The organism is Rhodococcus sp. P-2 (assembly GCF_016598535.1).
GTDB lineage: Bacteria > Actinomycetota > Actinomycetes > Mycobacteriales > Mycobacteriaceae > Rhodococcus_F > Rhodococcus_F baikonurensis.
Map to the genome: position 1 here is coordinate 751,779 of NZ_CP066779.1, position 24,081 is coordinate 775,859.

At 64.1% G+C, this 24,081-nt stretch carries 26 protein-coding genes; 16 read left to right on the forward strand and 10 right to left on the reverse strand.

The features are described 5' to 3' along the window. Positions 1 to 143: 143 nt before the first annotated feature. Positions 144 to 1,547 carry an NAD(P)H-quinone dehydrogenase gene (locus I7X09_RS03560; RefSeq protein WP_003940987.1) on the reverse strand — a complete coding sequence of 468 codons (1,404 nt, stop codon included), beginning with the start codon at positions 1,545 to 1,547 and terminating at the stop codon, positions 144 to 146. A 154-nt stretch (positions 1,548 to 1,701) separates the two neighbouring features. Between I7X09_RS03560 and I7X09_RS03565 the strand changes: the two genes are divergently transcribed. Beyond that, a complete protein-coding gene (locus tag I7X09_RS03565) occupies positions 1,702 to 2,172 on the forward strand; it encodes a gamma-glutamylcyclotransferase (RefSeq protein WP_003940753.1) in 471 nt (156 codons plus the stop codon). 13 nt (positions 2,173 to 2,185) lie between these two features. Here I7X09_RS03565 and I7X09_RS03570 read toward each other — a convergent pair whose 3' ends face one another. From I7X09_RS03570 to I7X09_RS03585, 4 genes are read right to left on the reverse strand one after another with little or no spacing between them, the layout of a single operon-like run. Beyond that, positions 2,186 to 3,262: a hypothetical protein gene (locus I7X09_RS03570; RefSeq protein WP_200315601.1), complete on the reverse strand. Its 1,077-nt coding sequence runs from the start codon at positions 3,260 to 3,262 to the stop codon at positions 2,186 to 2,188. Positions 3,263 to 3,317: 55 nt separating this feature from the next. Beyond that, positions 3,318 to 4,466 carry a M20 family metallopeptidase gene (locus I7X09_RS03575; protein ID WP_124566456.1) on the reverse strand — a complete coding sequence of 383 codons (1,149 nt, stop codon included), beginning with the start codon at positions 4,464 to 4,466 and terminating at the stop codon, positions 3,318 to 3,320. Continuing rightward, entirely contained in the window at positions 4,463 to 5,623 is a 1,161-nt protein-coding gene (locus I7X09_RS03580; RefSeq protein WP_200315603.1) for a M20 family metallopeptidase, read from the reverse strand. Before I7X09_RS03580 ends, I7X09_RS03575 begins: the two co-directional genes overlap by 4 nt. Before the next feature lie 12 nt (positions 5,624 to 5,635). Further along, positions 5,636 to 6,334 carry an enoyl-CoA hydratase-related protein gene (locus I7X09_RS03585; RefSeq protein ID WP_095969025.1) on the reverse strand — a complete coding sequence of 233 codons (699 nt, stop codon included), beginning with the start codon at positions 6,332 to 6,334 and terminating at the stop codon, positions 5,636 to 5,638. A 67-nt stretch (positions 6,335 to 6,401) separates the two neighbouring features. On the opposite strand from I7X09_RS03585, the gene I7X09_RS03590 reads away from it, so the two are divergent. Beyond that, on the forward strand, positions 6,402 to 7,199 hold the full coding sequence (locus I7X09_RS03590; protein ID WP_200315605.1) for a purine-nucleoside phosphorylase: 798 nt from the start codon (positions 6,402 to 6,404) through the stop codon (positions 7,197 to 7,199). Beyond that, entirely contained in the window at positions 7,196 to 8,788 is a 1,593-nt protein-coding gene (locus tag I7X09_RS03595) for a phospho-sugar mutase (RefSeq protein WP_200315607.1), read from the forward strand. Before I7X09_RS03590 ends, I7X09_RS03595 begins: the two co-directional genes overlap by 4 nt. Here I7X09_RS03595 and upp read toward each other — a convergent pair. After that, entirely contained in the window at positions 8,785 to 9,408 is a 624-nt protein-coding gene (upp, locus tag I7X09_RS03600; protein WP_007727319.1) for a uracil phosphoribosyltransferase, read from the reverse strand. The genes I7X09_RS03595 and upp overlap by 4 nt on opposite strands. An 81-nt stretch (positions 9,409 to 9,489) precedes the next feature. On the opposite strand from upp, the gene I7X09_RS03605 reads away from it, so the two are divergent. Genes I7X09_RS03605 through I7X09_RS03625 form a run of 5 tightly spaced genes read left to right on the forward strand, consistent with a single transcriptional unit; the run spans position 9,490 to position 12,725 of the window. Next, positions 9,490 to 9,804: a type VII secretion target gene (locus tag I7X09_RS03605; RefSeq protein ID WP_200315609.1), complete on the forward strand. Its 315-nt coding sequence runs from the start codon at positions 9,490 to 9,492 to the stop codon at positions 9,802 to 9,804. Then, positions 9,801 to 10,793, forward strand: coding sequence for a C40 family peptidase (locus I7X09_RS03610; RefSeq protein ID WP_200315611.1), 993 nt, complete (start codon positions 9,801 to 9,803; stop codon positions 10,791 to 10,793). Before I7X09_RS03605 ends, I7X09_RS03610 begins: the two co-directional genes overlap by 4 nt. Then, positions 10,790 to 11,143: a hypothetical protein gene (locus tag I7X09_RS03615; protein ID WP_387412440.1), complete on the forward strand. Its 354-nt coding sequence runs from the start codon at positions 10,790 to 10,792 to the stop codon at positions 11,141 to 11,143. The genes I7X09_RS03610 and I7X09_RS03615 overlap by 4 nt, the downstream gene beginning before the upstream one ends. 5 nt (positions 11,144 to 11,148) lie before the next feature. Then, positions 11,149 to 11,439, forward strand: a complete 291-nt coding sequence (locus I7X09_RS03620) for a YbaB/EbfC family nucleoid-associated protein (RefSeq protein WP_234036935.1) — start codon at positions 11,149 to 11,151, stop codon at positions 11,437 to 11,439. Between the two features lie 47 nt (positions 11,440 to 11,486). Continuing rightward, positions 11,487 to 12,725 (forward strand): primosomal protein, encoded by a 1,239-nt coding sequence (locus I7X09_RS03625; RefSeq protein ID WP_200315613.1) that lies wholly within the window; start codon positions 11,487 to 11,489, stop codon positions 12,723 to 12,725. Positions 12,726 to 12,740: 15 nt separating this feature from the next. Here the strand turns inward: I7X09_RS03625 and I7X09_RS03630 are convergent, their stop codons facing one another. Genes I7X09_RS03630 through I7X09_RS03640 form a run of 3 tightly spaced genes read right to left on the reverse strand, consistent with a single transcriptional unit; the run spans position 12,741 to position 15,528 of the window. Continuing rightward, positions 12,741 to 13,826 (reverse strand): adenosine deaminase, encoded by a 1,086-nt coding sequence (locus tag I7X09_RS03630; protein ID WP_200315615.1) that lies wholly within the window; start codon positions 13,824 to 13,826, stop codon positions 12,741 to 12,743. Positions 13,827 to 13,835: 9 nt separating this feature from the next. Further along, positions 13,836 to 15,131, reverse strand: coding sequence for a thymidine phosphorylase (locus tag I7X09_RS03635; protein ID WP_095969017.1), 1,296 nt, complete (start codon positions 15,129 to 15,131; stop codon positions 13,836 to 13,838). Continuing rightward, the gene (locus I7X09_RS03640; RefSeq protein ID WP_095969016.1) at positions 15,124 to 15,528 is read right to left on the reverse strand and encodes a cytidine deaminase; all 405 of its coding nucleotides are present in this window, start codon (positions 15,526 to 15,528) and stop codon (positions 15,124 to 15,126) included. The genes I7X09_RS03635 and I7X09_RS03640 overlap by 8 nt, the downstream gene beginning before the upstream one ends. A gap of 322 nt (positions 15,529 to 15,850) precedes the next feature. On the opposite strand from I7X09_RS03640, the gene sdhC reads away from it, so the two are divergent. Genes sdhC through I7X09_RS03660 form a run of 4 tightly spaced genes read left to right on the forward strand, consistent with a single transcriptional unit; the run spans position 15,851 to position 19,177 of the window. Then, a complete protein-coding gene (sdhC, locus tag I7X09_RS03645; RefSeq protein ID WP_325100626.1) occupies positions 15,851 to 16,186 on the forward strand; it encodes a succinate dehydrogenase, cytochrome b556 subunit in 336 nt (111 codons plus the stop codon). A 1-nt stretch (position 16,187) separates the two neighbouring features. After that, a complete protein-coding gene (locus I7X09_RS03650) occupies positions 16,188 to 16,643 on the forward strand; it encodes a succinate dehydrogenase hydrophobic membrane anchor subunit (protein WP_003940699.1) in 456 nt (151 codons plus the stop codon). Between the two features lie 15 nt (positions 16,644 to 16,658). After that, positions 16,659 to 18,410 carry a succinate dehydrogenase flavoprotein subunit gene (gene sdhA / locus I7X09_RS03655; RefSeq protein WP_003941011.1) on the forward strand — a complete coding sequence of 584 codons (1,752 nt, stop codon included), beginning with the start codon at positions 16,659 to 16,661 and terminating at the stop codon, positions 18,408 to 18,410. Continuing rightward, entirely contained in the window at positions 18,410 to 19,177 is a 768-nt protein-coding gene (locus I7X09_RS03660) for a succinate dehydrogenase iron-sulfur subunit (protein WP_003940925.1), read from the forward strand. Before sdhA ends, I7X09_RS03660 begins: the two co-directional genes overlap by 1 nt. A gap of 58 nt (positions 19,178 to 19,235) precedes the next feature. On the opposite strand, the gene I7X09_RS03665 is transcribed toward I7X09_RS03660, so the two are convergent. Beyond that, positions 19,236 to 20,258, reverse strand: a complete 1,023-nt coding sequence (locus tag I7X09_RS03665) for a LacI family DNA-binding transcriptional regulator (RefSeq protein ID WP_124566465.1) — start codon at positions 20,256 to 20,258, stop codon at positions 19,236 to 19,238. Positions 20,259 to 20,333: 75 nt separating this feature from the next. Here I7X09_RS03665 and I7X09_RS03670 point away from each other — a divergent pair, with 75 nt between their 5' ends. Genes I7X09_RS03670 through I7X09_RS03685 form a run of 4 tightly spaced genes read left to right on the forward strand, consistent with a single transcriptional unit; the run spans position 20,334 to position 24,026 of the window. Next, the gene (locus I7X09_RS03670) at positions 20,334 to 21,125 is read left to right on the forward strand and encodes an SDR family oxidoreductase (protein WP_095969013.1); all 792 of its coding nucleotides are present in this window, start codon (positions 20,334 to 20,336) and stop codon (positions 21,123 to 21,125) included. Then, on the forward strand, positions 21,125 to 22,165 hold the full coding sequence (locus I7X09_RS03675; RefSeq protein ID WP_200315617.1) for a Gfo/Idh/MocA family protein: 1,041 nt from the start codon (positions 21,125 to 21,127) through the stop codon (positions 22,163 to 22,165). The genes I7X09_RS03670 and I7X09_RS03675 overlap by 1 nt, the downstream gene beginning before the upstream one ends. Continuing rightward, a complete protein-coding gene (locus tag I7X09_RS03680) occupies positions 22,162 to 23,028 on the forward strand; it encodes a TIM barrel protein (RefSeq protein ID WP_200315619.1) in 867 nt (288 codons plus the stop codon). The genes I7X09_RS03675 and I7X09_RS03680 overlap by 4 nt, the downstream gene beginning before the upstream one ends. Next, entirely contained in the window at positions 23,025 to 24,026 is a 1,002-nt protein-coding gene (locus I7X09_RS03685; RefSeq protein WP_200315621.1) for a Gfo/Idh/MocA family protein, read from the forward strand. The genes I7X09_RS03680 and I7X09_RS03685 overlap by 4 nt, the downstream gene beginning before the upstream one ends. Positions 24,027 to 24,081: the final 55 nt, after the last annotated feature.

The following is a 24,081-nucleotide window of genomic DNA, read 5'->3' on the forward strand; positions in this document are numbered from 1 at the left end:
AAAACCCCTGAGCCGTCCTGGGTCAACGGGGCGGGAGAGCGCCGAGATACCGACCCTTGATTCGGTCGGCATCTCGACTATCTCACCAATGCTTCAGTATGTGAAACGAAGATCTCACATTGTAAGAATACTCTGGTCTGCTATCAGTCCAGGTCGTCGTGCCGCATGAGCTGACGAGCAGCCTCGGTGATCGATCCGGTCAGCGACGGGTACACCGAGAACGTCTGAGCCAGGTCGTTGACCGTCAGGTTGTTCTGTACGGCGATCGCGATCGGCAAGATCAGTTCCGAAGCGGTGGGTGCGACCACGACACCGCCGATGACCACGCCGGTAGCCGGGCGGCAGAAGATCTTCACGAAACCGCGGCGCAAACCGGACATCTTGGCGCGCGGGTTGGTGTTGAGTGGCAACATGACGGTGCGAGCGGGCACCTCTCCGTTGTCGATCGCTGCCTGCGAAACACCCACCGTTGCAATTTCCGGGCGCGTGAAGACGGCCGACGCGACGGTCTTCAACTTGATCGGGCTGACGCCTTCACCGAGTGCGTGGTACATCGCGATGCGTCCCTGCATCGCAGCCACCGACGCGAGCGGGAGCAGTCCGGTGCAGTCACCGGCGGCGTAGATACCGGAAACCGTGGTGCGCGAGACCCTGTCGACACGCAGGTACCCACCCTTGTCCAACTCGATGCCGACCCGCTCCAGGCCGAGACCGTTGGTGTTGGGGACGGAACCGACGGTCATCAAGGCGTGGCTTCCTTCGACCGTGCGGCCGTCGGAGAGCTTGACGACGATGCCCTTCTCGGTGCGCTCGACGGCGTCTGCACGGGCGTGCTTGACGAGAGTGACACCGCGCTCGGCGAGGGCGTCCTCGAGCACGAGCGCCGCATCGGCATCCTCGCCGGGCAGAACACGGTCACGGCTGGACACGAGCGTGACCTTGACGCCCATCTCGGTGTACGCGGAGACGAACTCGGCACCGGTGACACCGGAACCGACCACAACCAGGTGCTCGGGCAGCTCGTCCAAGTCGTAGAGCTGACGCCACGTCATGATTCGCTCACCGTCGGGCTCGGCTCCCGGGATGATGCGGGGGCTGGCGCCGGTGGCGATCAACACGACGTCTGCGTCGATGGTCTTCTGCTCGCCGCTTCCGAGTGTCGCGCGAACCTGGTGTGCTGCCATGCCGAGGAGCGGATCGGTCAGTTCGGCGGTGCCGGAGAGAACCTCGACGCCCACCGTCTGCAATCGTGCGCGAATGTCCGAGGACTGGGACAACGCGAGACTCTTGACTCGGGAGTGGATCTTCGGCAGTGACACCGAAGCCTGCTCCGGGTCCAGAGTGATGCCGAGGTCGGATGCACGACGCATGTCGGTGCGGATTCCGGTGGACGCGATGAATGTCTTCGACGGAACACAGTCGAACAGCACACACGCACCGCCGACGCCGTCCGAATCGACCAGGGTGACCGTGGCCCCGTGCTGCGCGGCTACCAGTGCCGCCTCGTAGCCGGCGGGTCCGCCACCGATGATCACGATCCGGGTCATGTGTCCTCCAAGTCCTCGCGTGGCCGGCAGGGGTCTCCCGTCGACCAGTGTCACGCTATTCGAGCACCACGTGTCGCGCAGTGCTTGTACCAGATTACTTGCGTCCGGTGGTCCGCTTCGCCACACCCTCGGACCACGGTTTAGGCTTGTGCCCGTGTCGATTTATGCCGCCTACGGTTCCAACATGCATCCCGAGCAGATGTTGTTGCGCTGCCCACACTCGCCCATGTCCGGGACAGGGTGGCTGCGAGGCTGGCGCCTGACCTTCAGCGGCGAGGACCTCGGCTGGGAGGGGGCTCTCGCCACCGTGGTCGAAGACCCCGACTCCAGTGTTTTCGTGGTCCTCTACGACGTCCCGGAAGAGGACGAAGTGAGTCTGGACCGCTGGGAAGGTGCCGAACTGGGACTGCACCGCAAGATCCGAGTGCGGGTCGACACGGCGGGCGACGCGGTACTTGCGTGGCTCTACGTCATGGACGCGTACGAAGGTGGACTACCGTCGGCCCGCTACATCGGCGTTATGGCCGACGCGGCCGAAATCGCCGGAGCGCCGGCCGAGTATGTACGAGAGTTGCGGACGCGAAACAGCCGCAACGTCGGTCCGGGTAACGGAGTGACCGACTAGAGCGCTCGCCTGCTCACAGCAGCAGGAAATACGCGAGTACTGCCAGTGCTGCGAGTACGACCACAATCGTCAGGCCGACGAGAATACGCTTCGAACCGCGCGACTCCGATTCGCCTGAGACAACTGCAGTTTCCGGCTCGGCTGTTGCCACCCCGGCTACGGTTTCAGCCGCCACCTTCTCGCGTCCCAGGGTGTCGAACACCTCGGTGACGTCGTGTGAAGGCGGCAAGCCGATCGGCACGATCGTGTGCGACGTCGAGGTGAATCCGGCAGCGAGGATCGCGGCCCCCAGCGCGGCGGACTGCTCGGGTCCTGGACCGAGTTCACATCGGACACCGAGCTTTTCGGCGATACCGGCAGCTATGGACATCATGGCTGCTTTGTCTGTCGCCGGCTCCCCGTCACCGGTGACGACGACGGCGTCCAGGTTCTCCGGCATCCAACCGAATGCACCCAGTGCCGTCGCGAGGCGTGAACTCGGCGAACTCCCGTCGCCCGCAAAGCCGAACGCGCGGCCGGCCGCGACACCAGAACGCACCAGCGTGACTGCTGCCCCGGTGTCGTCTACGTGATAAATGCCGATGAGCGTGCCGGCGAGCGCTGCGATTTCCGACTCGAACCACGCCGACACAGCCTCGGCATCCGAGACGAGTGTGACCCGTTCGAGGCCCGCGTAGACCAGGGAGTCCTTCATGAGGGCAGCAGTGGACGAGTCCCAGCGCGACGGGTACGTGGCGACGATGTCGGGGGCTCCCCCGCTCCGCCCACCACGATCGGGCAGCGGTTCGCATTCCTGCAACAGACAGCGAATCGAGGTCGCCACCAAATCCTCGGCGCGGTAACGAGTATCGGCCGTTCCAGCGACGCCGCTCGGGTCCCCGACGCGGCCGACAAAGCCTGACCAGCTCTCGGCGAACTCACGGCCGGCGCCCAGTTGCTCGGTGCCGCCGAGCACCGTCGTTCCATCCTTGCGTTGATTGAGGATCGTGTCCCTGACCAATACCACCGGATCAGCCGAACCCGGATCGTTCGACGCAACGACAGCCGTCGACACCAATGTGCCGATTCGCACTCCCACACCTATGGACATGCCCGTACCTTCACTCGAACGACACGAAAAACGGTACCCCCGACGGGAACCGGAACTATCCCAGAACCAGGCTCGTCAGAACCTTCACACCGACGCCGAGTGCACGCTCGTCGAGATCGAACGTGGGTTGGTGGATGTCGAGCTGATCGCCTTCACCAGACCACACACCGAGCCGCGCCATGGCACCCGGCACAGTCTCGAGGTACCACGAAAAGTCTTCGCCACCACCGGATTGCGGGGTGTCGGCCAAAGCATCCTGTCCGACGGTCGCGATGGCGTCCTCGAACATCCGAGTGGACACCTCGTCGTTGACGACCGGTGGCACTCCGCGACGATAGTTGAGTTGGTAGCGAACTCCGGTGGGTGCGAGCAGTCCGTGGACGATTTCTTCCACGAGCGGTTCGAGCAACTCCCACGTGTCGTGATCGCCCGTACGGACCGTGCCCGTCATCATGCCGGTCTGCGGAATCGCGTTGGGCGCCTGACCTGCACTGACCGCGCCCCACACCATGACGGTGCCGGTGCGCGGATCGATACGGCGGCTGAGCATTCCCGGCAGCCCGGTCACGACTGTGCCGAGTGCGTAGATGAGATCCGTGGTCAGGTGCGGCCTCGACGTGTGCCCACCCGGAGAATCGAGGACGACCTCGATCGTGTCGGCAGCCGAGGTGATCGCGCCCAGACGCATGCCTACCTGGCCTGCCTCCAGTCGCGGATCGCAGTGCAGAGCAAAGATTCTGGACACGCCGTCGAGCGCACCCGCGGCGATGACGTCGAGTGCGCCGCCCGGCATGACTTCCTCGGCGGGCTGAAAGATCAGCCGAACCCCGACGGGAAGTTCGGGCAACGTGGCCAGAGCCAATCCGGCGCCGAGCAGGATGGTGGTGTGGGCGTCGTGGCCGCAGGCATGGGACACACCGGGGACCGTGGACGAGTACGTCGCTCCGGTCGCCTCCTGCATAGGCAGAGCGTCCATGTCGGCGCGAAGTGCGATTCGTGGACCATCCGGTCCGATGTCGCACGTGAGACCGGTGCCACCGGGAAGGATCTTCGGTGACAGCCCAGCGGCAGTGAGGCGGGTGGCGACGAATTCGGTGGTCGCGTACTCGCGGCGAGCCAACTCCGGGTTGGCATGGATGTGTCGACGCCACGCGACGAGGTCGTCGGTGTGCGCGTGAATCCACGTATCGATTGCCGCGTTCACCGGCGATCTACCCCTTCCAACAGACGGGCGCGTTGTTCTGGATCGGACGCTACCCGGACAGCAGTGCGGGCCAACGCAATTGCACCGTCGACTACCGCTCGATCTGCGGAGGAGGTGATACACGCAGCCGCGAACTCCGGCTGATGTGTCACTGCCCCCGATGAATCCAAGCCTATGACCGGGTGAATTCCCGGAATCACATTGGTCACATTACCCATATCCGTACTACCCAGTGGACGGGAGCGCTCCCATTCCGCTGCCAGTGGCACCCGTCCGAGATCGACGATCTGTTCACGGTACGCCGCAGCCAGCCACGGGTCGGGGGTCAACTCGGTGTAAGTAGGCGATACCGTGCGGATTTCGTGGGCGCACCCGGTGCCGAGCGCTCCAGATGCGAAGCAGGCGTCGGCACGCTCGGACAGATTGGCCAACGACGCGGCCGTTTCGGCACGCAGGTAGTAGAGCAATTCGGACCGAGCCGGAACGATGTTGGGAGCCGTGCCGCCGTCACTGACGATTCCGTGAATCTGCTGACCTGGCTGCAGGTGCTGACGCAACAGACCGACCGCCACCTGCGCGAGCGTCGCCGCATCGGCGGCATTGCGACCGAATTCCGGCGCAGCAGACGCGTGCGCCTCGCGACCGTGATAGCTCACGGCGATGTCCGCCAAGGCCAGCGAGGTGGCACCGATGATGTCGATCGGTCCGGGGTGAACCATCATGGCCGCGCCGACGCCGTCGAATGCACCACGCTCGAGCATCAGGACCTTGCCGCCACCGGTTTCCTCCGCCGGAGTACCGATCACTCGGACGGTGATCCCCAGTTCATCGGCGACGGTAGCCAACGCGATGCCGGCCCCGACCGCGGCGGCGGCAATGATGTTGTGCCCACAGGCATGACCGATCTCGGGCAGCGCGTCGTACTCGGCGCAGATCGCGATGACCAGTTCTCCGCTGCCGTAGGTGGCATCGAAGGCCGTCGGCAGGTCGACGATCCCGTCGGTGACCGCGAAACCGTGCTGCGCCAGCAGGTCCGACACTTTGGCAGCGCTGCGAAACTCCTCGAAGGCGAGTTCCGGGTCGCTGTGAATCGAATGCGACAGCGCAATCAGATCGGCCTCTACGGACCTGACTGCGCTGTCGACATTCTGGTTCACGCGATCATTGTCTCACCCGAAGGAGAAGTTGCTCTTGTCAGTCACCTGAGCGAGGTCCGCAAGAGCATCGCGGTGGATGCCTGCCTTGATTCCCGCCAAGTTCTTGCCGTGAGTCGACGTCAGTGCGGACGCCTTGGCCACTGCTGCGGCGAGCACTCCCTCGCCGTCGACCGTTTCCTGCACGATGCCGGCAGCGAGCGCGTCGGCACCGCCGAAGCGACGCCCTGTCGTCATGGCGTCGACTGCCGTCTGCTTGGGCAGACGACTGTTCAACAGCGCGGACATCCCGACTGTGAACGGCATGTTCAGTCCGACCTCGGGGAGGCAGTAGAAGCCGCGGTCCGCGCGCATGATCTGGAAGTCGTGCGAGGAGGCGAGCATCGCACCGGCGCCGAATGCGTGCCCCTGCACGGCCGCGACCGTGGCCATCGGGAAGGTCAGCAAACGGCTGTAGATGGTGTGGACCTTGTCGAGGTAACCGGGCAGACCGTCGAGATTGCCGAAGATCCACGTCGTGTCCAGGCCGTTCGTGTAGAACTTGCCCGTCGCCGTCGTTACCAGGGCCGCCGGCCCCTCGTGCGCTTCGACCTCGTCCAACTTGCTGTGAACAGCGTCGATCCACTCGGGACCGAAGCGGTTCTCGTTGTCCGTTTCGCCCTCGTTGCCGAGGTACAGGATGAATACGTCGCCGTCGCGTTCGAGATAAGGCATGGATGGGAGAGTAACGCCCGCCAACTCACCCGGCGAACCGACCCGACTCCTCAGTAGGGTTGCTCACATGGGAACGATCGCCGAGGCCGCCGCCGCTGCTCTGTCCGCCATGACTGGCTCTTCGTCACCGTCAGTCGCCATCGTGCTCGGGTCGGGGTGGACCGATGCCGCAGACGTCTTCGGTGACGCCGGTGCGGACGTGACAGCTGAAGTCTCGATGGCGGATCTGCCTGGGTTCGCCCCACCGTCCGCCCTCGGCCATGCGGGCACCATTCGTTCGGTGCGCGTCGCAAACACAGAAGTCCTGCTGCTGCTCGGGCGCGCGCATGCGTACGAGGGTCACGATCTCGCCACCGTCGTCCACCCGGTCCGGACAGCCATTGCGGCCGGCGCCGACACGGTCATTCTCACCAATGCGGCCGGCGGTATCCGCGAGGACTACGCAGTGGGGCAACCGGTGCTGATCAGTGACCACCTGAATCTGACGGCCCGCTCCCCCCTCGTCGGCGCGGAGTTCGTCGACCTGGTCGACGCCTACTCGCCCGAGCTGCGCGCGCTGGCTCGCTCGATCGACCCGGGCCTTGCCGAGGGCGTCTACGCCGGCCTTCCCGGACCGCACTACGAGACTCCGGCCGAGATTCGAATGCTTCGTACGCTCGGCGCCGATCTGGTCGGCATGTCGACGGTTCACGAGACCATCGCGGCCCGCGCGCTCGGCGCCCGGGTGCTCGGCATCTCGATGGTCACCAATCTGGCCGCCGGAATCACGGGCGCCCCGCTCGATCACCAGGAAGTGCTGGCGGCAGGCAAAGCATCGGCGGCCCGGATGGGAGTGCTGCTGCGCCAACTGGTCGAACAGCTGTGACACCACAGAACGTCACCGAGTGGATCGACGCCGATCCGGACCCCGTCACTCGCGCCGAACTAGCAGCACTCTCGGAACATGAACTGGCCGAACGATTTTCCGCACCACTGGCGTTCGGCACTGCTGGCCTCCGCGGGCCAGTGCGCGGCGGCCCCAACGGCATGAACCTCGCGGTCGTCATCCGAACCACGGCCGGTCTGGCGGCCTGGCTGACAGCTCGCTGCCAGGGCGGGTCCCGCATCGTCGTCGGCCGCGACGCCCGGCGCGGTTCCGAGGAATTCGCTCTCGCTGCCGCCGAGGTCATGGCGGCGGCCGGGTTCGAGGTGACCCTGCTCCCCCGCCCACTGCCGACGCCTCTTGTGGCGTTCGCGGTGCGCAGGCTCGGGGCAGCGGCAGGTATCCAGATCACCGCCTCCCACAATCCTGCCGCCGACAACGGCTACAAGGTGTACCTGTCGGGTGGGGCGCAACTCGTCTCCCCCGCCGATCGTGAAATCGAGAGCGAGATCGCCCGCGTCGGTGGTGCTGCCGACGTCCCTCGAGTCTCGGTGATTCCAGCTGACGAATCGCTGGTCGAGGCATACATCGCCCGCGTCGCGACCCTTCCCCACGGTAGCTCCCGCTCGGCCCGAATTGCGCTCACGGCGATGCATGGCGTCGGCGGCGAAACTGCGATATCAGCTCTGCGAGCAGCAGGATTCGAGGACCTGCACGTCGTGGCGGAGCAGTTCGATCCCGACCCCACGTTCCCGACCGTCGACTTCCCCAACCCCGAAGAGCCCGGCGCGGCCGACCGCCTGCTCGCACTGGCCCGAAGAGTCGACGCTGATCTGGCGATCGCACTCGACCCGGATGCCGACCGCTGCGCCGTCGGAGTTCGCGACGGTGATCAGTGGCGCATGTTGCGCGGCGACGAGACCGGGGTGCTCCTGGCCGACCACGTGCTGAGCACGGCGCCCGAAGATTCGTTGGTGGCGACGACGATCGTCTCCTCGACTCTGCTCTCGAAGTTGGCGAAAGCTCGCGGAGCGAGGTTTGCGCAGACACTCACCGGGTTCAAGTGGCTCACGCGCGCCGGCGACGGACTGGTTTACGCCTACGAGGAAGCAATCGGGCACTGCGTCGATCCGGATGTGGTGCGAGACAAGGACGGAATCTCGGCTGCCGTACTGGTGGCCGACTTGGCTGCCACCCTCACGAACAGCAACCGAACCCTGTTGGACGTGCTGGACGACTATGCCGTCGAATTCGGACTGCATCGCGGGGACCAAGTGTCCCGCCGCGTCGAGGATTCGAGCGACATCGCGGACATGATGAAACGACTACGCGCCGATCCGCCTGGCCGACTCGCGGGCGAGCCGGTCACGATCGAGGACTTGGCCGAAGTTCGCGGCGGTATGCGCACCGACGCAGTGATGTTCGACGGACCGTCGATCCGCGTGGTCGTTCGACCGTCCGGAACCGAGCCCAAGCTCAAGTGTTATCTCGAAGTTGTCGTCCCGGTCGCGAACCGCGGCGACCTCGCGACCGCCCACGAGGCGGCGAAGGCCCGGCTGGCCGAACTCCGAACCTTCGCCCTTTCGCTCTAGCGGGGTCCGAACTGCCGATCGCCGGCGTCACCGAGACCGGGGACGATGAAAGCGTTCTCGTCGAGTCCGTCGTCGATGCTCGCGATGACCAGACGGACCGGGTGGCCGGACGCTGCCAACGCGTCGACGCCGGCCGGAGCGGCCACAACGCACACTGCCGTGACATCGGTCGCGCCACGCGCAACCAGCAAGTCGATGGTGTGCACCATCGAACCACCGGTGGCGAGCATCGGATCGAGCACGAACACGGGGATACCGGACAGATCCGCCGGCAAGGATTCGAGGTACGGAACCGGCTGATGCGTCTCTTCGTCTCGTGCCATTCCGACGAAGCCGACGCCGGCCGACGGAATCAGCGCACTCGCCTGTTCGACCATCCCCAGACCGGCCCGCAGCACGGGGACGAGCAACGGCGGCTTCGCGAGCCGGATGCCCGTCGTCGCAGCTACCGGGGTGTCGACCGGGAACTCCTCGACCTCCGCGTCACGCATGGCCTCGTAGACCAGCATGTGCGTGAGCCTACGAAGTGCGGAACGAAAAGTCGCGTTCTCACTGCGTGCGTCACGCATTGTGGTCAAGAGGGCCGCCGCGAGCGGATGGTCGACTACGTGCGTTTGCATGACCATCAGAATAGTTCCTCGGGAACCGGGGCACCCCGCGCGGCGTCCAAGAAGGAGTAAGCGCAACGGGGGGACGACAAGTTGACAAATCTGGATCTGGACACCGAAAGCATCGCGGAGTTCGCTGCGCGGTTGGGCACTGTGGCCGACAACGTCGCCCAAGCGCGACAGGACGCGGCGGGCGGCGATCACCGGGCTCTGGCCGCTGTTCTGGGGCTGATCGGCAGCGACTTCATCGGTGTCGCGGGCCGGGCACAACAAGCGCACATCGACGACATCGATCGACTGTCCGCTGTGATTTCCAGTGTCCAGTCGGCCACCCGCGACGCCCACGCCACCTATCTCGACTCCGAGGAATCGGTACGAACGACTCTCGCTGAGGCTGGACGCTCATGATCGACGTCGACGCTCTCGCACGACCGATCATCGATTTGGTCGACACCGTCGGGACCGGTGTTCCCAGCGCCGGTGGACCCGACGCCGGTATCCGAATCGCTTCGGACGTCCTCGAGATCGCATACCGATTGGGAAGCGCTGCTCTGAGCGAACTCGCGTCCTCGCAGAGTTCGTCGACTGCACTCACTGCGGCGGTGACCACAACCGAGCAGACGCAGGCGTCGACGCGAAATCTCGCCGATCGTGGGAGCGACATCGCCGGTGTCGTGGACGAAGCGACAACATCGGTGTCCGCGGGAATGACCGAACTCGGTGAGATTCTTCAGTCCTTTCTGACCCTCGCGATCAAGGCCGGACCGACGCTCATGACGCCGACAGGGCAATTGATGTTGCTGTCGGCCGCGTTGGAGCACCTCGGACGCGCGGTATCGGTAATCGAGCGGGTACGCGGTGAGCTGTCCGGGTCGACCGAGAAGATGTCCGCGCTGATCCCACCCGTCCCGATACCCGAACCCGCGCCTGGCGCATCCGGTTCTGCGAGTGGTTCCGGTGCCACAGGTGTTTCCGGTGCCACAGGTGGCTCCGGTTCCACAGGCGGAGTAGAGGTTGAACTTCCCGACGGATCGACAGCCACCGCACCGAACGCCGAGGCCGCTGCCGCCGTACGCAACGCACTCACTCAACAGGGTGTCCCCTACGCCTGGGGAGGGACGACACCCGGAGTCGGCCTGGACTGCAGCGGGTTGACGCAATGGGCGTACGGCCAGGCCGGAGTCGACATTCCGAGGTTGGCACAGGAACAGGGAATCGGGAACCAGATCGATCAGAACAATCTGATGCCGGGCGACCTCGCGGTCTGGGACGGTCACGTCGCGATGGTGATCGGCGGCGGCCAGATGATCGAGGCCGGCGATCCCGTCGAGGTAAGCGCCATCCGAACCACGAACAGCGGCATGGGCTTTCACGGCTTCTACCGTCCGACGGAATGACAGGAAACATGTCCGAGAACATGCGTGAATCACCGCCGATCATCACAGCCGTCGCCGTCAACCGATCTGGAACCATCGCAGTCCGCGCCACGGAGCACGCCGTTCCCGTGGACCTGCGGATCAGCCAGGACGAACTGCGGTACGGCGGGGAACGGTTGGCGCAACAGATACTCACGCTGTGCTCGAAAGCGGCCGTCGAAGCCGGCGCCCTCCATCGTGTGGAGCTCGAGGCGACCGGCGTTCCGGCGGCGATTCTCGATCGACTCGGTCTCGCGACCCGAGACGAACTGGCCGATGTCGACGCCGCCGAGGATCAGAGCCTTCCGTCGAGCTGGATGCGTTCGCTGTGAACGAGATGGATCGAATCATGGAGTTGGCGAAACACCGGACCGGACTCTTGCAGGACGCCGTCGACGGGGTCAACGCTCTGCGGGTAGTCGTCTCGAGCGAGGGTGGGATAGTCACGGCAACTGTCGACGGGCTGGGCGCTCTGGTCGACCTACGGGTAACCGACGCAATCACCGCGATGAATTCTCGCACGGTGGCCGCACTGACGGTGGCAACCATTCACCAGGCAGTTCAACAGTCCAACGACCAACGAGAGCGACTGGTCAGTGAGCTCCGGGTGGCACTGAAACAAACGTGACGAACCCCCGCTATGCCTTTCGCTCTGCGGTGGATAGGCTTCCGCCCATGGCTGGAGACATCGTCCCTATCGAAATCGGACTCACCGACGGAGACCTCGTCACTTTGTGGGCTCCCCGCTGGCGCGAGGGCGACGACGAGTGGGAAGCGTTTCTCGGCCATGAGGAAGACCTGTACGGGTTCTCCTCCGTCGCAGAACTCGCGGCCTTCATCCGAACGGATTCCGACAACGATCTGGTCGAGCATCCGGCGTGGGCCGTCGTTTCCGGACTGTCGGCAGCCGAGCTCGAACCGGAGGAGAACTTCACCTTCGACTTCGTCGGCGTGCCCGAACTGGCCGCAGGCGACCCTGAGGCACTGGTGGTCTCGGAACTCGAAGACACCCTGAACATGGCTCGCAACATCGGTGAGGTGTGCGAACTCGACGCAGTCATCCGCTTCTTCAGCGGCCATCCGGTACTCGGAGCACTTGCCACCGGAGCCGGCACCTTCGAAGGCCGCGAAGGCCTCGAGCTGTGGGATCAGGTCGGCGCTGCGATCGTCAAGGACTGGGACGCCGTGCTCGACGCCATCGACAAGGTGGTCACCTCCCCGAAGGTCGATGCAGCTGCCGTGGCGGTCGCCGAAGCCGAACTGCTCGCTGCCGCCGAGAACACCGTCGATGCCGACGATGTCGCCGAAGAGGGCGAGGACGAGGAATTCGACGAAGACGACCTCGACGAGGACGAAGACGACGTCGAGACTTTCTGGGGCGAGGTCGGCGTCGACCCGATCCGCATCATCACCTCGGCCGAGACGTTCTACACTCTGCGCTGCTACATGGGTGATCAGGCGATCTTCCTCGGCAAGGACGGACTGATCACCGTCTTCCGTAGCGAGCGCGCACTCGCTCGGTACCTCGCCGACAACCACGAACACGATCTCTCGCAGGTCAGCACGTACGGCGAAATTCAGAATGCTGCCGTCGACGGTTCTCTCGAAATCGAAGTCACGGACGAGAACGTCTACGTTCTGCCCGGCATCGCCGACGACCTCGCCCAGGGCCCCGACGTCGTCGACGCCGAGCAACTGGAACTCGCCGTCGAATTGTTCACCGATGCAGCTGATTTCGCCGACGACGACTCCACCGAGGAAATTCTGTCCGCATCGAACGAGCTGGGCTGGTACGTCTCTTACCTCCTCAACCCCGATCCGTCGCGGATGGCTCCGAGCGCACCGTTCACCAAGGAGTCCGAGACCTGGCGCGAACTCGAGCGCGAGTTCGAGGCTCGGCTGCGGCCCGAGTAGACCGGTGACCGGCCTCTAGCCGATGAGCACGGCGTAGCCCGGCTTGATCACGTCGTCGATCAACGCTAGGCGCTCGTCGAACGGGATGAAGGCCGACTTCATCGCGTTGATGGTGAAGCGTTCCAGATCGGTCCAGCCGTAACCGAAGGTCTCGACCAGCGCTGCCATTTCCCGACTCATGGTGGTGTCGCTCATCAGTCTGTTGTCGGTGTTGACGGTCACGCGGAAGCGCAAGTCCGCCAACAGTCCGAACGGATGGTCGGCCAGCGCAGCCACGGCTCCGGTCTGCACGTTCGAACTCGGACACAGTTCGAGGGGAATGCGCATGTCACGGACGTAGTTCGCGAGTCGACCCAACTCTGCCCCATCTCGGCCGTTCACGTCGATGTCGTCGACGATCCGCACGCCGTGGCCCAACCGGTCCGCTCCGCAGAAGGCGATTGCTTCGTGGATCGACGGCAATCCGAAGGCTTCGCCCGCGTGGATCGTGAAGTGAGCGTTTGCATCACGCATGTATTCGAATGCGTCGAGGTGGCGGCTCGGCGGGTTTCCGGCCTCGGCACCGGCGATGTCGAAACCGACCACCCTGCGGTCCCGGAATCGTACGGCGAGTTCGGCGATCTCTCGTGACCGGGCGGCATGCCTCATCGCCGTCAGGAGACACCCGATTCGGATCTCCCGTCCCGCGACCCTGGCCGCGGATTCGCCGGCTCGGAAACCTTCGAGCACGTGCTCGACGACCTCGTCCAAGGTCAGGCCCTGTTCCAGGTGCTGCTCGGGCGCAAAACGGATTTCGGCGTAGACGACGTTGTCGTCGGCCAGGTCCTCGGCACACTCACGCGCTACCCGTGCAAGCCCTTCCGGGGTCTGCATCACGGCGACGGTATGCGCGAAAGTCTCGAGGTAGAGCTCGAGCGATCCGCTGTCGGCGGCAGTCCGGAACCATTGCGCCAGTTCGGATGCCGAATTCGCCGGCAGTCCGTCGTAACCACACTGCTCGGCCAGTTCGAGAACTGTCTCGGGCCGGAGTCCTCCGTCGAGGTGGTCGTGGAGTAGAACTTTGGGTGCGCTGCGGATCGTGGTCAACTCCGGTGCGTTCATTCGCCAACGCTAACGCGAATCACCCACAATTCGCTCGATGAGCAGCGGGCGCGCAACGGTGTCGGATTCCGTCCCGATCGACCAGCCACCGCCGAGGCTTCGACGCGCAGCGTCGAATCTCTCAGGTGTGTCGGTATGCAGTGTCATCAGCTTCTGTCCGGCGCGGACCGCGTCGCCAGGCTTTGCGTGCAGCTCGACGCCGGCACCGGCCTGCACGGCTTCACCCTGTCGTTCGCGTCCGGCTCCCAGTTTCCAGGCTGCGACGCCCACCGCCATGGCGTCGAGTCGAGTCAGGACGCCGTCTCGGTCCGCGGTGACGACGTCGCTGTGCCTGGCCACCGGCAGTGCTGCGTGCGGGTCCCCACCTTGGGCGGCGATCATCGCGCGCCATCGGTCCATGGCCGTGCCGTCGGCCAGTTTGTCTGCTGGGTCGATCCCGTCGATCCCAGCCGCGGACAGCATCTCCCGAGCCAGGACCAGGGTCAGCTCGACGACGTCCGAGGGCCCGCCGCCGGCCAGCACCTCGACGGATTCACGTACCTCGAGAGCGTTGCCCGCTGTCAATCCCAGCGGGGTGTCCATCCCGGTGATGAGAGCACTGGTACGCACGCCGGCGTCGTTGCCCAGCTCGACCATCGTGCGCGCCAACTCTCGCGCGTCGCCGAGGTCCTTCATGAATGCTCCGGAACCGACTTTGACGTCGAGCACCAGGGCGCCGGTTCCCTCGGCAATCTTCTTGCTCATGATCGAACTTGCGATCAGCGGAATGGATTCCACCGTTCCCGTCACGTCGCGCAGCGCGTAGAGCTTCTTGTCGGCGGGGGCCAGGTTCGCTCCGGCAGCACAGATCACGGCGCCGATTTTCGGGTCCGCGAGAATGTCGACCATCTCCGTCGCCGTGAGGTCGGCTCGCCAACCCGGAATGGATTCGAGCTTGTCGAGAGTTCCACCGGTATGACCGAGTCCGCGTCCCGACAACTGCGGGACTGCAAGACCACACGCAGCGACGAGGGGCGCGAGCGGAAGGGTGATCTTGTCCCCCACGCCACCGGTCGAATGCTTGTCGACGGTGGGCAGCGGCAAGTCCGAAAAGTCCATCCTCCCGCCGGATTCGATCATCGCCTCGGTCCATCGACCGGTCTCCGCCCGCGACATTCCGCGGAAATAGATCGCCATCGCGAGCGCCGACATCTGTTCATCGCCGACGACCCCCTGCGTGAACGCCTGAACTATCCAGTCGATCTCGGTTCCCGACAGCTCGCGACCGTCACGCTTGGCGCCGATGATGGAAACTGCGTCAAACATGGCGGAGCCCTTCTGCTTGTTCCGGCCCGAAAGCATCGGGCAACAGTTCGCTCAGCGGCCTGAAACCACTGCTCGTGTCGACCAGCATCTCACCCCCGCCGTGTTCGAGAAGAAGCTGTCTACACCGGCCGCAAGGCATCAGAATCGACCCCTTCGCGTCGCAGCACGTGAAGGCCACCAGCCGCCCACCCCCGGAGGCCGCCAAGTTACCGACGAGTCCACACTCGGCGCACAGGCTCAAACCGTATGAGACATTTTCCACATTGCATCCTGAGACGATTCGGCCATCGTCTACCAGGGCAGCTGCACCCACCGCATACCCCGAGTACGGTGCGTATGCCCTCCGCATGACCACTTGCGCGTTGTGCCGCAACAACTTCCAGTCGATGTCACCCATGGTTCGTTATCCAATCACGCTGACTGAATGGATGCAGAAACCACGCCGTAACCGTCTCGCAGAGATTGGAAAGGCAAACCTTACAAAGAGTTTGGTACGCGTACGAATCCCGCATCTGATTAGTTCCCGGTTTCACATAGGTTTAGAGTCTGAGTCAAGTCGGTTCAGGATCCCGTCGAGCCCGGGCTGAGGTACATCGAAGCTCTCTGCAGGCTCGACGCGTCCACCAATGACGTTGGAGGCACAGCACTCGATGAGTACTACGACTGAAGCCGCTCCTCAGAAGGAGCGCACGAGGTCGCTTTACCGGGGCGACCCCGGAATGTGGTCCTGGGTTCTACACCGGATCACAGGCGTCGCTACTTTCTTCTTCCTATTCGTACACGTTCTCGATACGGCACTCGTCCGGGTCAATCCCGATACGTACGACGCCGTCATCGACACGTACAAGAACCCCGTCGTCGGCCTCATGGAGATCGGCCTCGTCGGCGTAGTCCTCTACCACGCCCTCAACGGCGTGCGCGTGATGTTGGTGGACTTCTGGTCGAAGGGCCCGAAGTACCAGCGCGTCATGCTCTGGACCATTCTGACGATCTGGTTCCTGGTGATGATCCCGGGCGCCGGACGCATCCTCATCAACATGTTTGCGGAGCACTGACATGGCGACTACTCACGGACCCGAAGCCAAGAGCTTGGGCACCTCATACGACCGTCCCGCAAGCCTGGACAACCCGCGGTCCCCGCGCGCGAAGGCTCGGAACAACTTCGAGTTGTACGCATGGCTGTTCATGCGCTTCTCCGGCGTCGCCCTGATCGTTCTGGTCCTGGGCCACATGTTCATCATGCTGATGCTCGACGGTGGCGTTCACCGTTTGAACTTCGCATTCGTCGCAGGTCGCTGGTCCAGCCCGTTCTGGCAGTTCTGGGATCTGACGATGTTGTGGCTGGCACAGCTGCACGGCGGTAACGGTCTGCGCACGGTCATCGCGGACTACTCCCGCAAGGACTCCACGCGCTTCTGGCTGACCACGATCCTCGTTCTCTCGATGATCCTGATCATGGGCCTGGGCACGTACGTCATCTTCACCTTCGACCCCAATATCTCGGCGAGCTAGGGGAGCACAGACTTCATGCAGGAACATCGTTATGACGTGGTCATCGTCGGCGCCGGTGGCGCAGGCATGCGTGCGGCGATCGAAGCCGGCCCCCGTGCCCGCACGGCCGTACTGACCAAGCTCTACCCCACCCGCAGCCACACCGGCGCGGCCCAGGGCGGCATGTGTGCCGCACTGGCGAACGTGGAGGAAGACAACTGGGAGTGGCACACCTTCGACACCGTCAAGGGCGGCGACTACCTCGCCGACCAGGACGCCGTCGAGATCATGGCAAAAGAGGCCATCGACGCGGTGCTCGACCTCGAGAAGATGGGCCTGCCGTTCAACCGCACGCCCGAAGGCAAGATCGACCAGCGTCGATTCGGTGGCCACACCCGTGACCACGGCAAGGCACCCGTCCGCCGTGCGTGTTACGCAGCCGACCGCACCGGTCACATGATCCTGCAGACGCTCTACCAGAACTGCGTCAAGCACGACGTCGAGTTCTTCAACGAGTTCTACGCGCTCGACATCGCCATCACCGAGACCGAGGACGGCCCGGTTGCCACCGGCGTCATCTGCTACGAGCTCTCGACCGGCGAGCTGCACATCTTCCACGCCAAGTCGATCGTCTTCGCGACCGGCGGCTCGGGACGCATGTACAAGACGACGTCCAACGCGCACACCCTCACCGGTGACGGCATGGGCATCATCTTCCGCAAGGGCCTGCCCCTCGAGGACATGGAGTTCCACCAGTTCCACCCGACAGGACTCGCCGGTCTCGGCATCCTGATCTCGGAAGCCGTCCGTGGTGAAGGTGGCATTCTCCGTAATGCCGACGGTGAACGCTTCATGGAGCGTTACGCCCCCACCATCAAGGACCTCGCTCCCCGTGACATCGTGGCGCGCTCGATGGTCCTCGAGGTTCTCGAAGGCCGCGGCGCCGGCCCGAACAAGGACTACGTCTACATCGACGTGACCCACATCCCCGAGGAAGTTCTCGACGAGAAGCTCCCCGACATCATGGAGTTCTCGCGCACCTACCTCGGCGTGGACCCCGTCAAGGAGCCCGTGCCCGTCTACCCGACGTGCCACTACGTCATGGGCGGTATCCCCACCAAGATCAACGGTGAGGTGCTGCGCAACAACGACGAGATCGTCAAGGGCCTGTACGCCGCCGGCGAATGCGCCTGCGTTTCGGTCCACGGTGCAAACCGTCTCGGTACCAACTCGCTTCTCGACATCAACGTGTTCGGCCGTCGCGCCGGCATCGCTGCCGCCGAGTACGCGAACTCCACCGAGTTCGTCGACATGCCGGAAACCCCGGCTGCGATGGTCGAAGACTGGGTCGGCGTCATCCTGTCCGATCACGGCCACGAGCGCGTTGCGGACATCCGTACCGAACTGCAGCAGTCGATGGACAACAACGCTTCCGTCTTCCGCACCGAAGAGCGCCTCACCCAGGCACTCAAGGATGTGCGTGCTCTCAAGGAGCGCTACAACCACATCACGGTCCAGGACAAGGGCAAGCGCTACAACAGCGACCTGCTCGAGGCCATCGAGCTGGGCTTCCTCCTCGAAATGGCAGAGGTCACCGTCGTCGGCGCCCTCAACCGCAAGGAATCGCGCGGCGGCCACGCTCGCGAGGACTTCCCGGATCGCAACGACGCCGAGTACATGAAGCACACGATGGCGTACAAGGAGGGTGACGGCCTGCTCTCCGACATCCGTCTGGACTACAAGCCGGTGATCCAGACCCGCTACGAGCCGATGGAGCGTAAGTACTGATGTCTGCGCCTGCTGTAGATGCACCCAAACTCCCCGCTGTTCCCGAGGGGGCCGTCATGGTCACTCTCAAGATCGCGCGGATGAACCCTGAATCAGGCGAGGGCCAGCACTGGGACAGTTTCCAGGTCCCGGCACTGCCCACCGACCGTCTGCTCAACCTGCTGCTGTACGTGAAGGGCTACCTCGACGGCACCCTCACGTTCCGTCGCAGCTGCGCACACGGTGTCTGTGGATCGGACGCGATGCGGATCAACGGTGTGAACCGTCTGGCCTGCAAGCTGCTGATGAAGGACATGCTGCCCAAGGACGGCAAGCCGGTCACCATCACGGTCGAGCCCATCAAGGGCCTGCCCGTAGAGAAGGACCTGGTTGTCGACATGGAGCCCTTCTTCGACGCATTCCGCGCCGTGAAGCCGTTCCTCATCACCAGTGGCAACGAGCCCACTCGTGAGCGCATCCAGAGCCAGCACGACCGTGCTCGTTTCGACGACACGACCAAGTGCATCCTCTGCGCATGCTGCACCACGTCGTGCCCCGTGTACTGGAGCGACGGCAGCTACTTCGGTCCCGCTGCCATCGTGAACGCACACCGGTTCATCTTCGACAGCCGTGACGAGGCCGCTTCCGAGCGTCTCGACATCCTGAACGACAAGGACGGCGTGTGGCGTTGCCGCACCACGTTCAACTGCACCGACGCGTGCCCCCGCGGCATCCAGGTGACGAAGGCAATTCAGGAAGTCAAGCGAGCGCTGCTCTTCGCTCGGTAGTCGGGCCTTCGGCCCTGTGCGCGGTTAGGGAGTCTCCGGACTCCTTAACCGCGCACAGCTATGTCGGGGGCATGTTGAGCGGTGTCACGACCTGAACCGGCGACGTCGTAAAGCCGAAGTGAGCGCCCATGGCGCCGTGTTCGTTCATGACCACCTGACAGGCAGTGCGAACATCCGCCCGCAGATCGTGGTGGAGCACCGCCGATATTCGTCTCTCCCCCAGCAGCTTTCGGTTGTCTCCGTCGAGATCGTGGGCGACGAAGACACTGCACTCCCGGTTCAGTTCTTCGAACGCGTCGACCGTGGCCACGTTGCCGCCACCGATCGAATAGACAGCCCGGATCTGTGGATCGGATTCGAGTGCCGCTCGCACCAGTTTCCTACTCGTCTGATCCAGTCCGTCGCTGTTCGGAATGTCGATCAGCCGTCGATGCGGAGCCGAGACGCGCATGGCGGAGCGGAATCCCATCTCCCGTTCTTCCTCCCCGCGGAAGAATCCGCTACTCATGCTCACCAGCACGTTGCCGTCCCGATCCCCCAGCCACTGATCTATCAAGTACGCCGCAGTGGCTCCGGCGGCCCGGTTGTCGATGCCGATGTAGGCGGCTCGCCTGCTGCCGGCAACGTCGGTCACCAACGTGACGACCGGAATCTTTGCCGCCACCAACCGGTCGATCGCCGCCACGACTTCCGGAGTGTCGGGAGCCTTGACGATGACTCCGTGGGAGCCGCGCCGGCGAATCTTGTCGAGCGTCGACGTCATCGCTTCTACCGAACCGGTTTCACGAAAGTGGAACCGAGACCGCACCACTGCGGGCGCAAGGGTCGGCAGTTCGGCCTCGAGCGCGTCACGGACGGCGTCGGAAAACCGTGCGGGAGTTTGCAACACGACGTCGACGATGAACGTGCGGCCGACCAATTTCAATTGCGAGCGTTGGCGTTCCAGGTCCGTGATCGCCTGGCGAACCTCCGATCGTGTGCCCTCACGAACTCCAGGACGGTCGTTGAGCACCCGGTCGACGGTGGCCTCACTCAGGCCAGACTGCTGGGCAATCTCCCGCACTTTGAATCGATGCGCCACAACTACCTCACAATGATGGATATTTGATGGTTTTTCGCTGTTGCTCGAGGTCTTCGTCACAGCCAGACTAAACCCATGACTTCACCGCCGGGCGTAACCAGGCCCGCACTCCTGACCGACACCGTCCTGCTGGTCAGTGGCGGCTCCCAAGGCGTCGGTGCCGGCGTCGTGCGCGCCGCAGTCCGTGAGGGCGCTCAGGTGGCTTTCACCGGCCGACGCCCGGACGTCGGAAAAGCGCTCGAGGCAGAACTACCGGGAACCCACTTCATCGAAGCCGATGTGGCACAGACGGATTCCGCACTCGCCAGCGTGGCCGAGACGATCTCTCACTTCGGCCGTGTGGATGCTCTGGTCAATTCCGCCGGGCTCACCTCCCGCGGAACTCTGCTCGACACCACCGAGGAACTCTTCGACCAGCACATCGCGGTGAACCTTCGCGGTCCGTTCTTCACGATGCAGGCCGCCGTCAAGGACATGCGTGAGCGTGCGGTTGCGGGGTCCATCGTCAACATCATCTCCACGTCCGAACTCGGCGGCCAGCCGTATCTCGCTCCGTACGTGGCAGCGAAGGCCGGGCTGGCGGGACTGACGCGCAACGCCGCCCATGCGCATCGCTGGGATCGGATCCGGATCAACGGTCTCGACATCGGGTGGACACAGACCGAGGGAGAAGACCTCACACAGAGGGCTTTTCACGACGCGGGTGACGACTGGCAGGAACGCGCGGGCAGCACCCTTCCCATGGGCAAGCTCGGCCAGGTCGACGAAATCGCCGACTTCGTCGTGTTCCTGCTCTCCGATCGCAGCGGAGTCGTGACGGGTTCGATCATCGACTGGGACCAGAACGTCTTCGGAGGGCTGGACTGATGGGCGCTCGCATCGGAGTCGTCGGACTCGGAAGAATCGGCAGCTACCACGCCCGAAACTTGCTCGCGATGGACGGCGTCGACTCACTGGTTGTCACGGACGTCGACGCACGTCGAACCTCGGACGTGGCAACCGAACTCGACGTGGAGTCCGCTGCCGATCCCGACGCGCTTTTCGCCTCGGGAGTCGACGGCGTCTTGGTGGCCGCATCGTCGAGTTCGCACGCCGAGCTGATCGAAGCCGCTGTCCGCCGGGGAATCCCGACGTTCTGCGAAAAGCCCGTCGCCGATTCCATCGAATCTTCTGTTCGTGTACTCGAAGCCGTCGAGCTGACGTCGGTACCGGTCCAGATCGGATTTCAGCGCCGGTTCGACCCGTCATTCGTGGCGGCGTACGACGCAGTTCGATCCGGCGAACTCGGTTGGATACACACTCTCCGATCGACGACCCTCGATCCCGCTCCCCCGCCGATCTCGTACATCGAACACTCCGGCGGCATCTTCCGCGACTGCTCGATCCACGATTTCGACATCGTCCGGTGGGTCAGCGGCCGCGAAGTCGCCACGGTTTTTGCGACTGGTTCGAATCAGGGCGACCGGGCGATCGCCGAGACCGGTGATGTCGATACCGCCGCAACGGTTCTCACTTTCGAAGGCGGAACCATCGCGGTCGTGTCGAACACCCGCTACAACGGTCGCGGCCACGACTGCAGGCTCGAAGTGCTCGGTTCGGTGGATTCGGTTGCTGCGGGGCTGGACGACCGCTTGCCGCTCCGCTCGCTCGACCCCGGAATCTCGTTCCCCGCGAAGGCGCCGTACACGTTCTTCATGGACCGCTTCACCTCCGCCTACCGTGCGGAACTAGAAGCATTCCTCGACGTAATCGCCGGGCGGCGGGAATCGCCCTGTACCCCCGCAGATGCGGTCGAGTCGGCCTGGATCTCCGAAGCTGCAACGCATTCTCTGCGCGAGGGTCGGCCCGTCACGATCACCGAAGTCAAAGATCTGTTCCTTCACGACAAGAATGAGGCACACACATGAGCACTCCCCGCATCGCCGGCGCACCGATCTCCTGGGGTGTGTGCGAAGTCCCGGGCTGGGGCTACCAACTCGACCCAGCGCAGGTTCTCCGCGAAATGCGCGAAGTCGGTCTGGCGGCAACGGAAATCGGACCGGAGGGCTTTCTGCCGACAGCACCCGCCGAGATGGCCAGAGTTCTCGCGGATCACGATCTGAGCGCAGTCGGCGGGTTTGCACCGGTTCTACTGCATGATCACGAACATGATCCGGTGCCCGGCATCTCCCCCATCCTCGACGGTTTTGTCGCCTCAGGCGCCGAAGTTCTGGTCCTGGCTGCCGCGACGGGCTCCGACGGCTACGATTCACGTCCGGAACTGGACGAGCAGAGTTGGAAAACCCTGCTGCACAATCTCGATCGCCTCGCTGACGCCGCGGCCGAACGTGGCATTCGGGCGGTCGTCCACCCTCACGTCGGAACAATGATCGAGCAACGCGACGAGGTCCTTCGAGTGCTCGACGGCTCGGCCATCCCACTGTGCCTCGACACCGGCCATCTGTTGATCGGGGGCACCGATCCCGTCGACCTGGCACGTCAGGCTCCCGAGCGCGTCACCCACGTACATCTCAAGGACGTCGACGATGCCCTCGCATCACGCGTTCGCAGCGGTGAGCTCACCTACACCGACGGAGTCAAGGCGGGAATGTACCGCCCGCTCGGTGGCGGCGACGTCGACATCGCCGGTGTCACAGCCATATTGCAGCGCCACGGTTTCGACGGGTGGTACGTGCTCGAGCAGGACACCATTCTGACCGAGGCCCCGTCCGACGAGGGACCGGTGCGCGACGTGCGAGCCAGCGTCGAGTATCTGCGGTCGGTTCTGTGACGGTCACTCCGCTGCGAATCGGCATTCTGGGAGCGTCACGCATCGCCGAGAACGCGATGATCAAACCTGCAACGGCCACTGGGCACCGCCTGGTGGCCGTTGCCGCACGCAACCCCGAGCGGGCCGAAGCCTATGCGGAACAACATGGAATCGAACGGGTTGTCGGTTCGTACGCCGAGCTGATCTCGGATCCGGCGGTGGACGTCGTCTACAACGCGCTGCCCAACGGCCTGCACGGGCCGTGGAATCTCGCCGCCATTCAGGCCGGCAAGCACGTGCTGACGGAGAAACCGTTTTCGAGCAACGCGGTGGAAGCGCGTGCTGTAGCCGACGCAGCATGCGTGAGCGGAGTGACGCTGCTCGAGGGATTCCACTACCTCTTTCATCCGGTGAACCGGCGCCTGTTGGATATGGTTCGGAGCGGCACAGTCGGCGCGGTCACTCGGGTGGAAACCGTACTGCGGATGCCCAAACCATCCGAGAACGACCCGCGGTGGGAGCTCGCCTTGGCAGGCGGGTCACTGATGGACTTGGGCTGCTACGGATTACATGCGTCCCGGACGCTGGGTGACGCATGCGGCGGTGCACCGAGTGTCACCGAGACCCGCCACGAGGAATATGCTCCGGGGGTCGATTCGTGGTTCGACATCGAACTCGAGTATCCCGGCGGCGCCACGGCATCCGTTGTGACAACGATGTTGGACGAGCAGTACCACTTCACCTTCCGGGTCTTCGGAACCAACGGAGACGTCCTGGTGCACAACTTCCTCCAGCCGGACGTCGACGACCGTGTTTCTGTCACGGCGAGTGGGCGCACAAGTATCGAGCATCTGGGCACGAAGTCGTCGTACACCTACCAACTCGAGGCGTTGGCCGATCATCTGTCCGGGGTCTCAACGCTACCCATCGGGCCGGCCGACGCCGTAGCCAACATGACGTTGATCGACGAGGCGTACGTGCATTCCGGCCTCGGGGCTCGGCCGACAACCATCCTCTGACGAAACGACTGCGGCCTCGGTTCGAGTCGAACCGAGGCTGCAGTCGTAAGGTTTC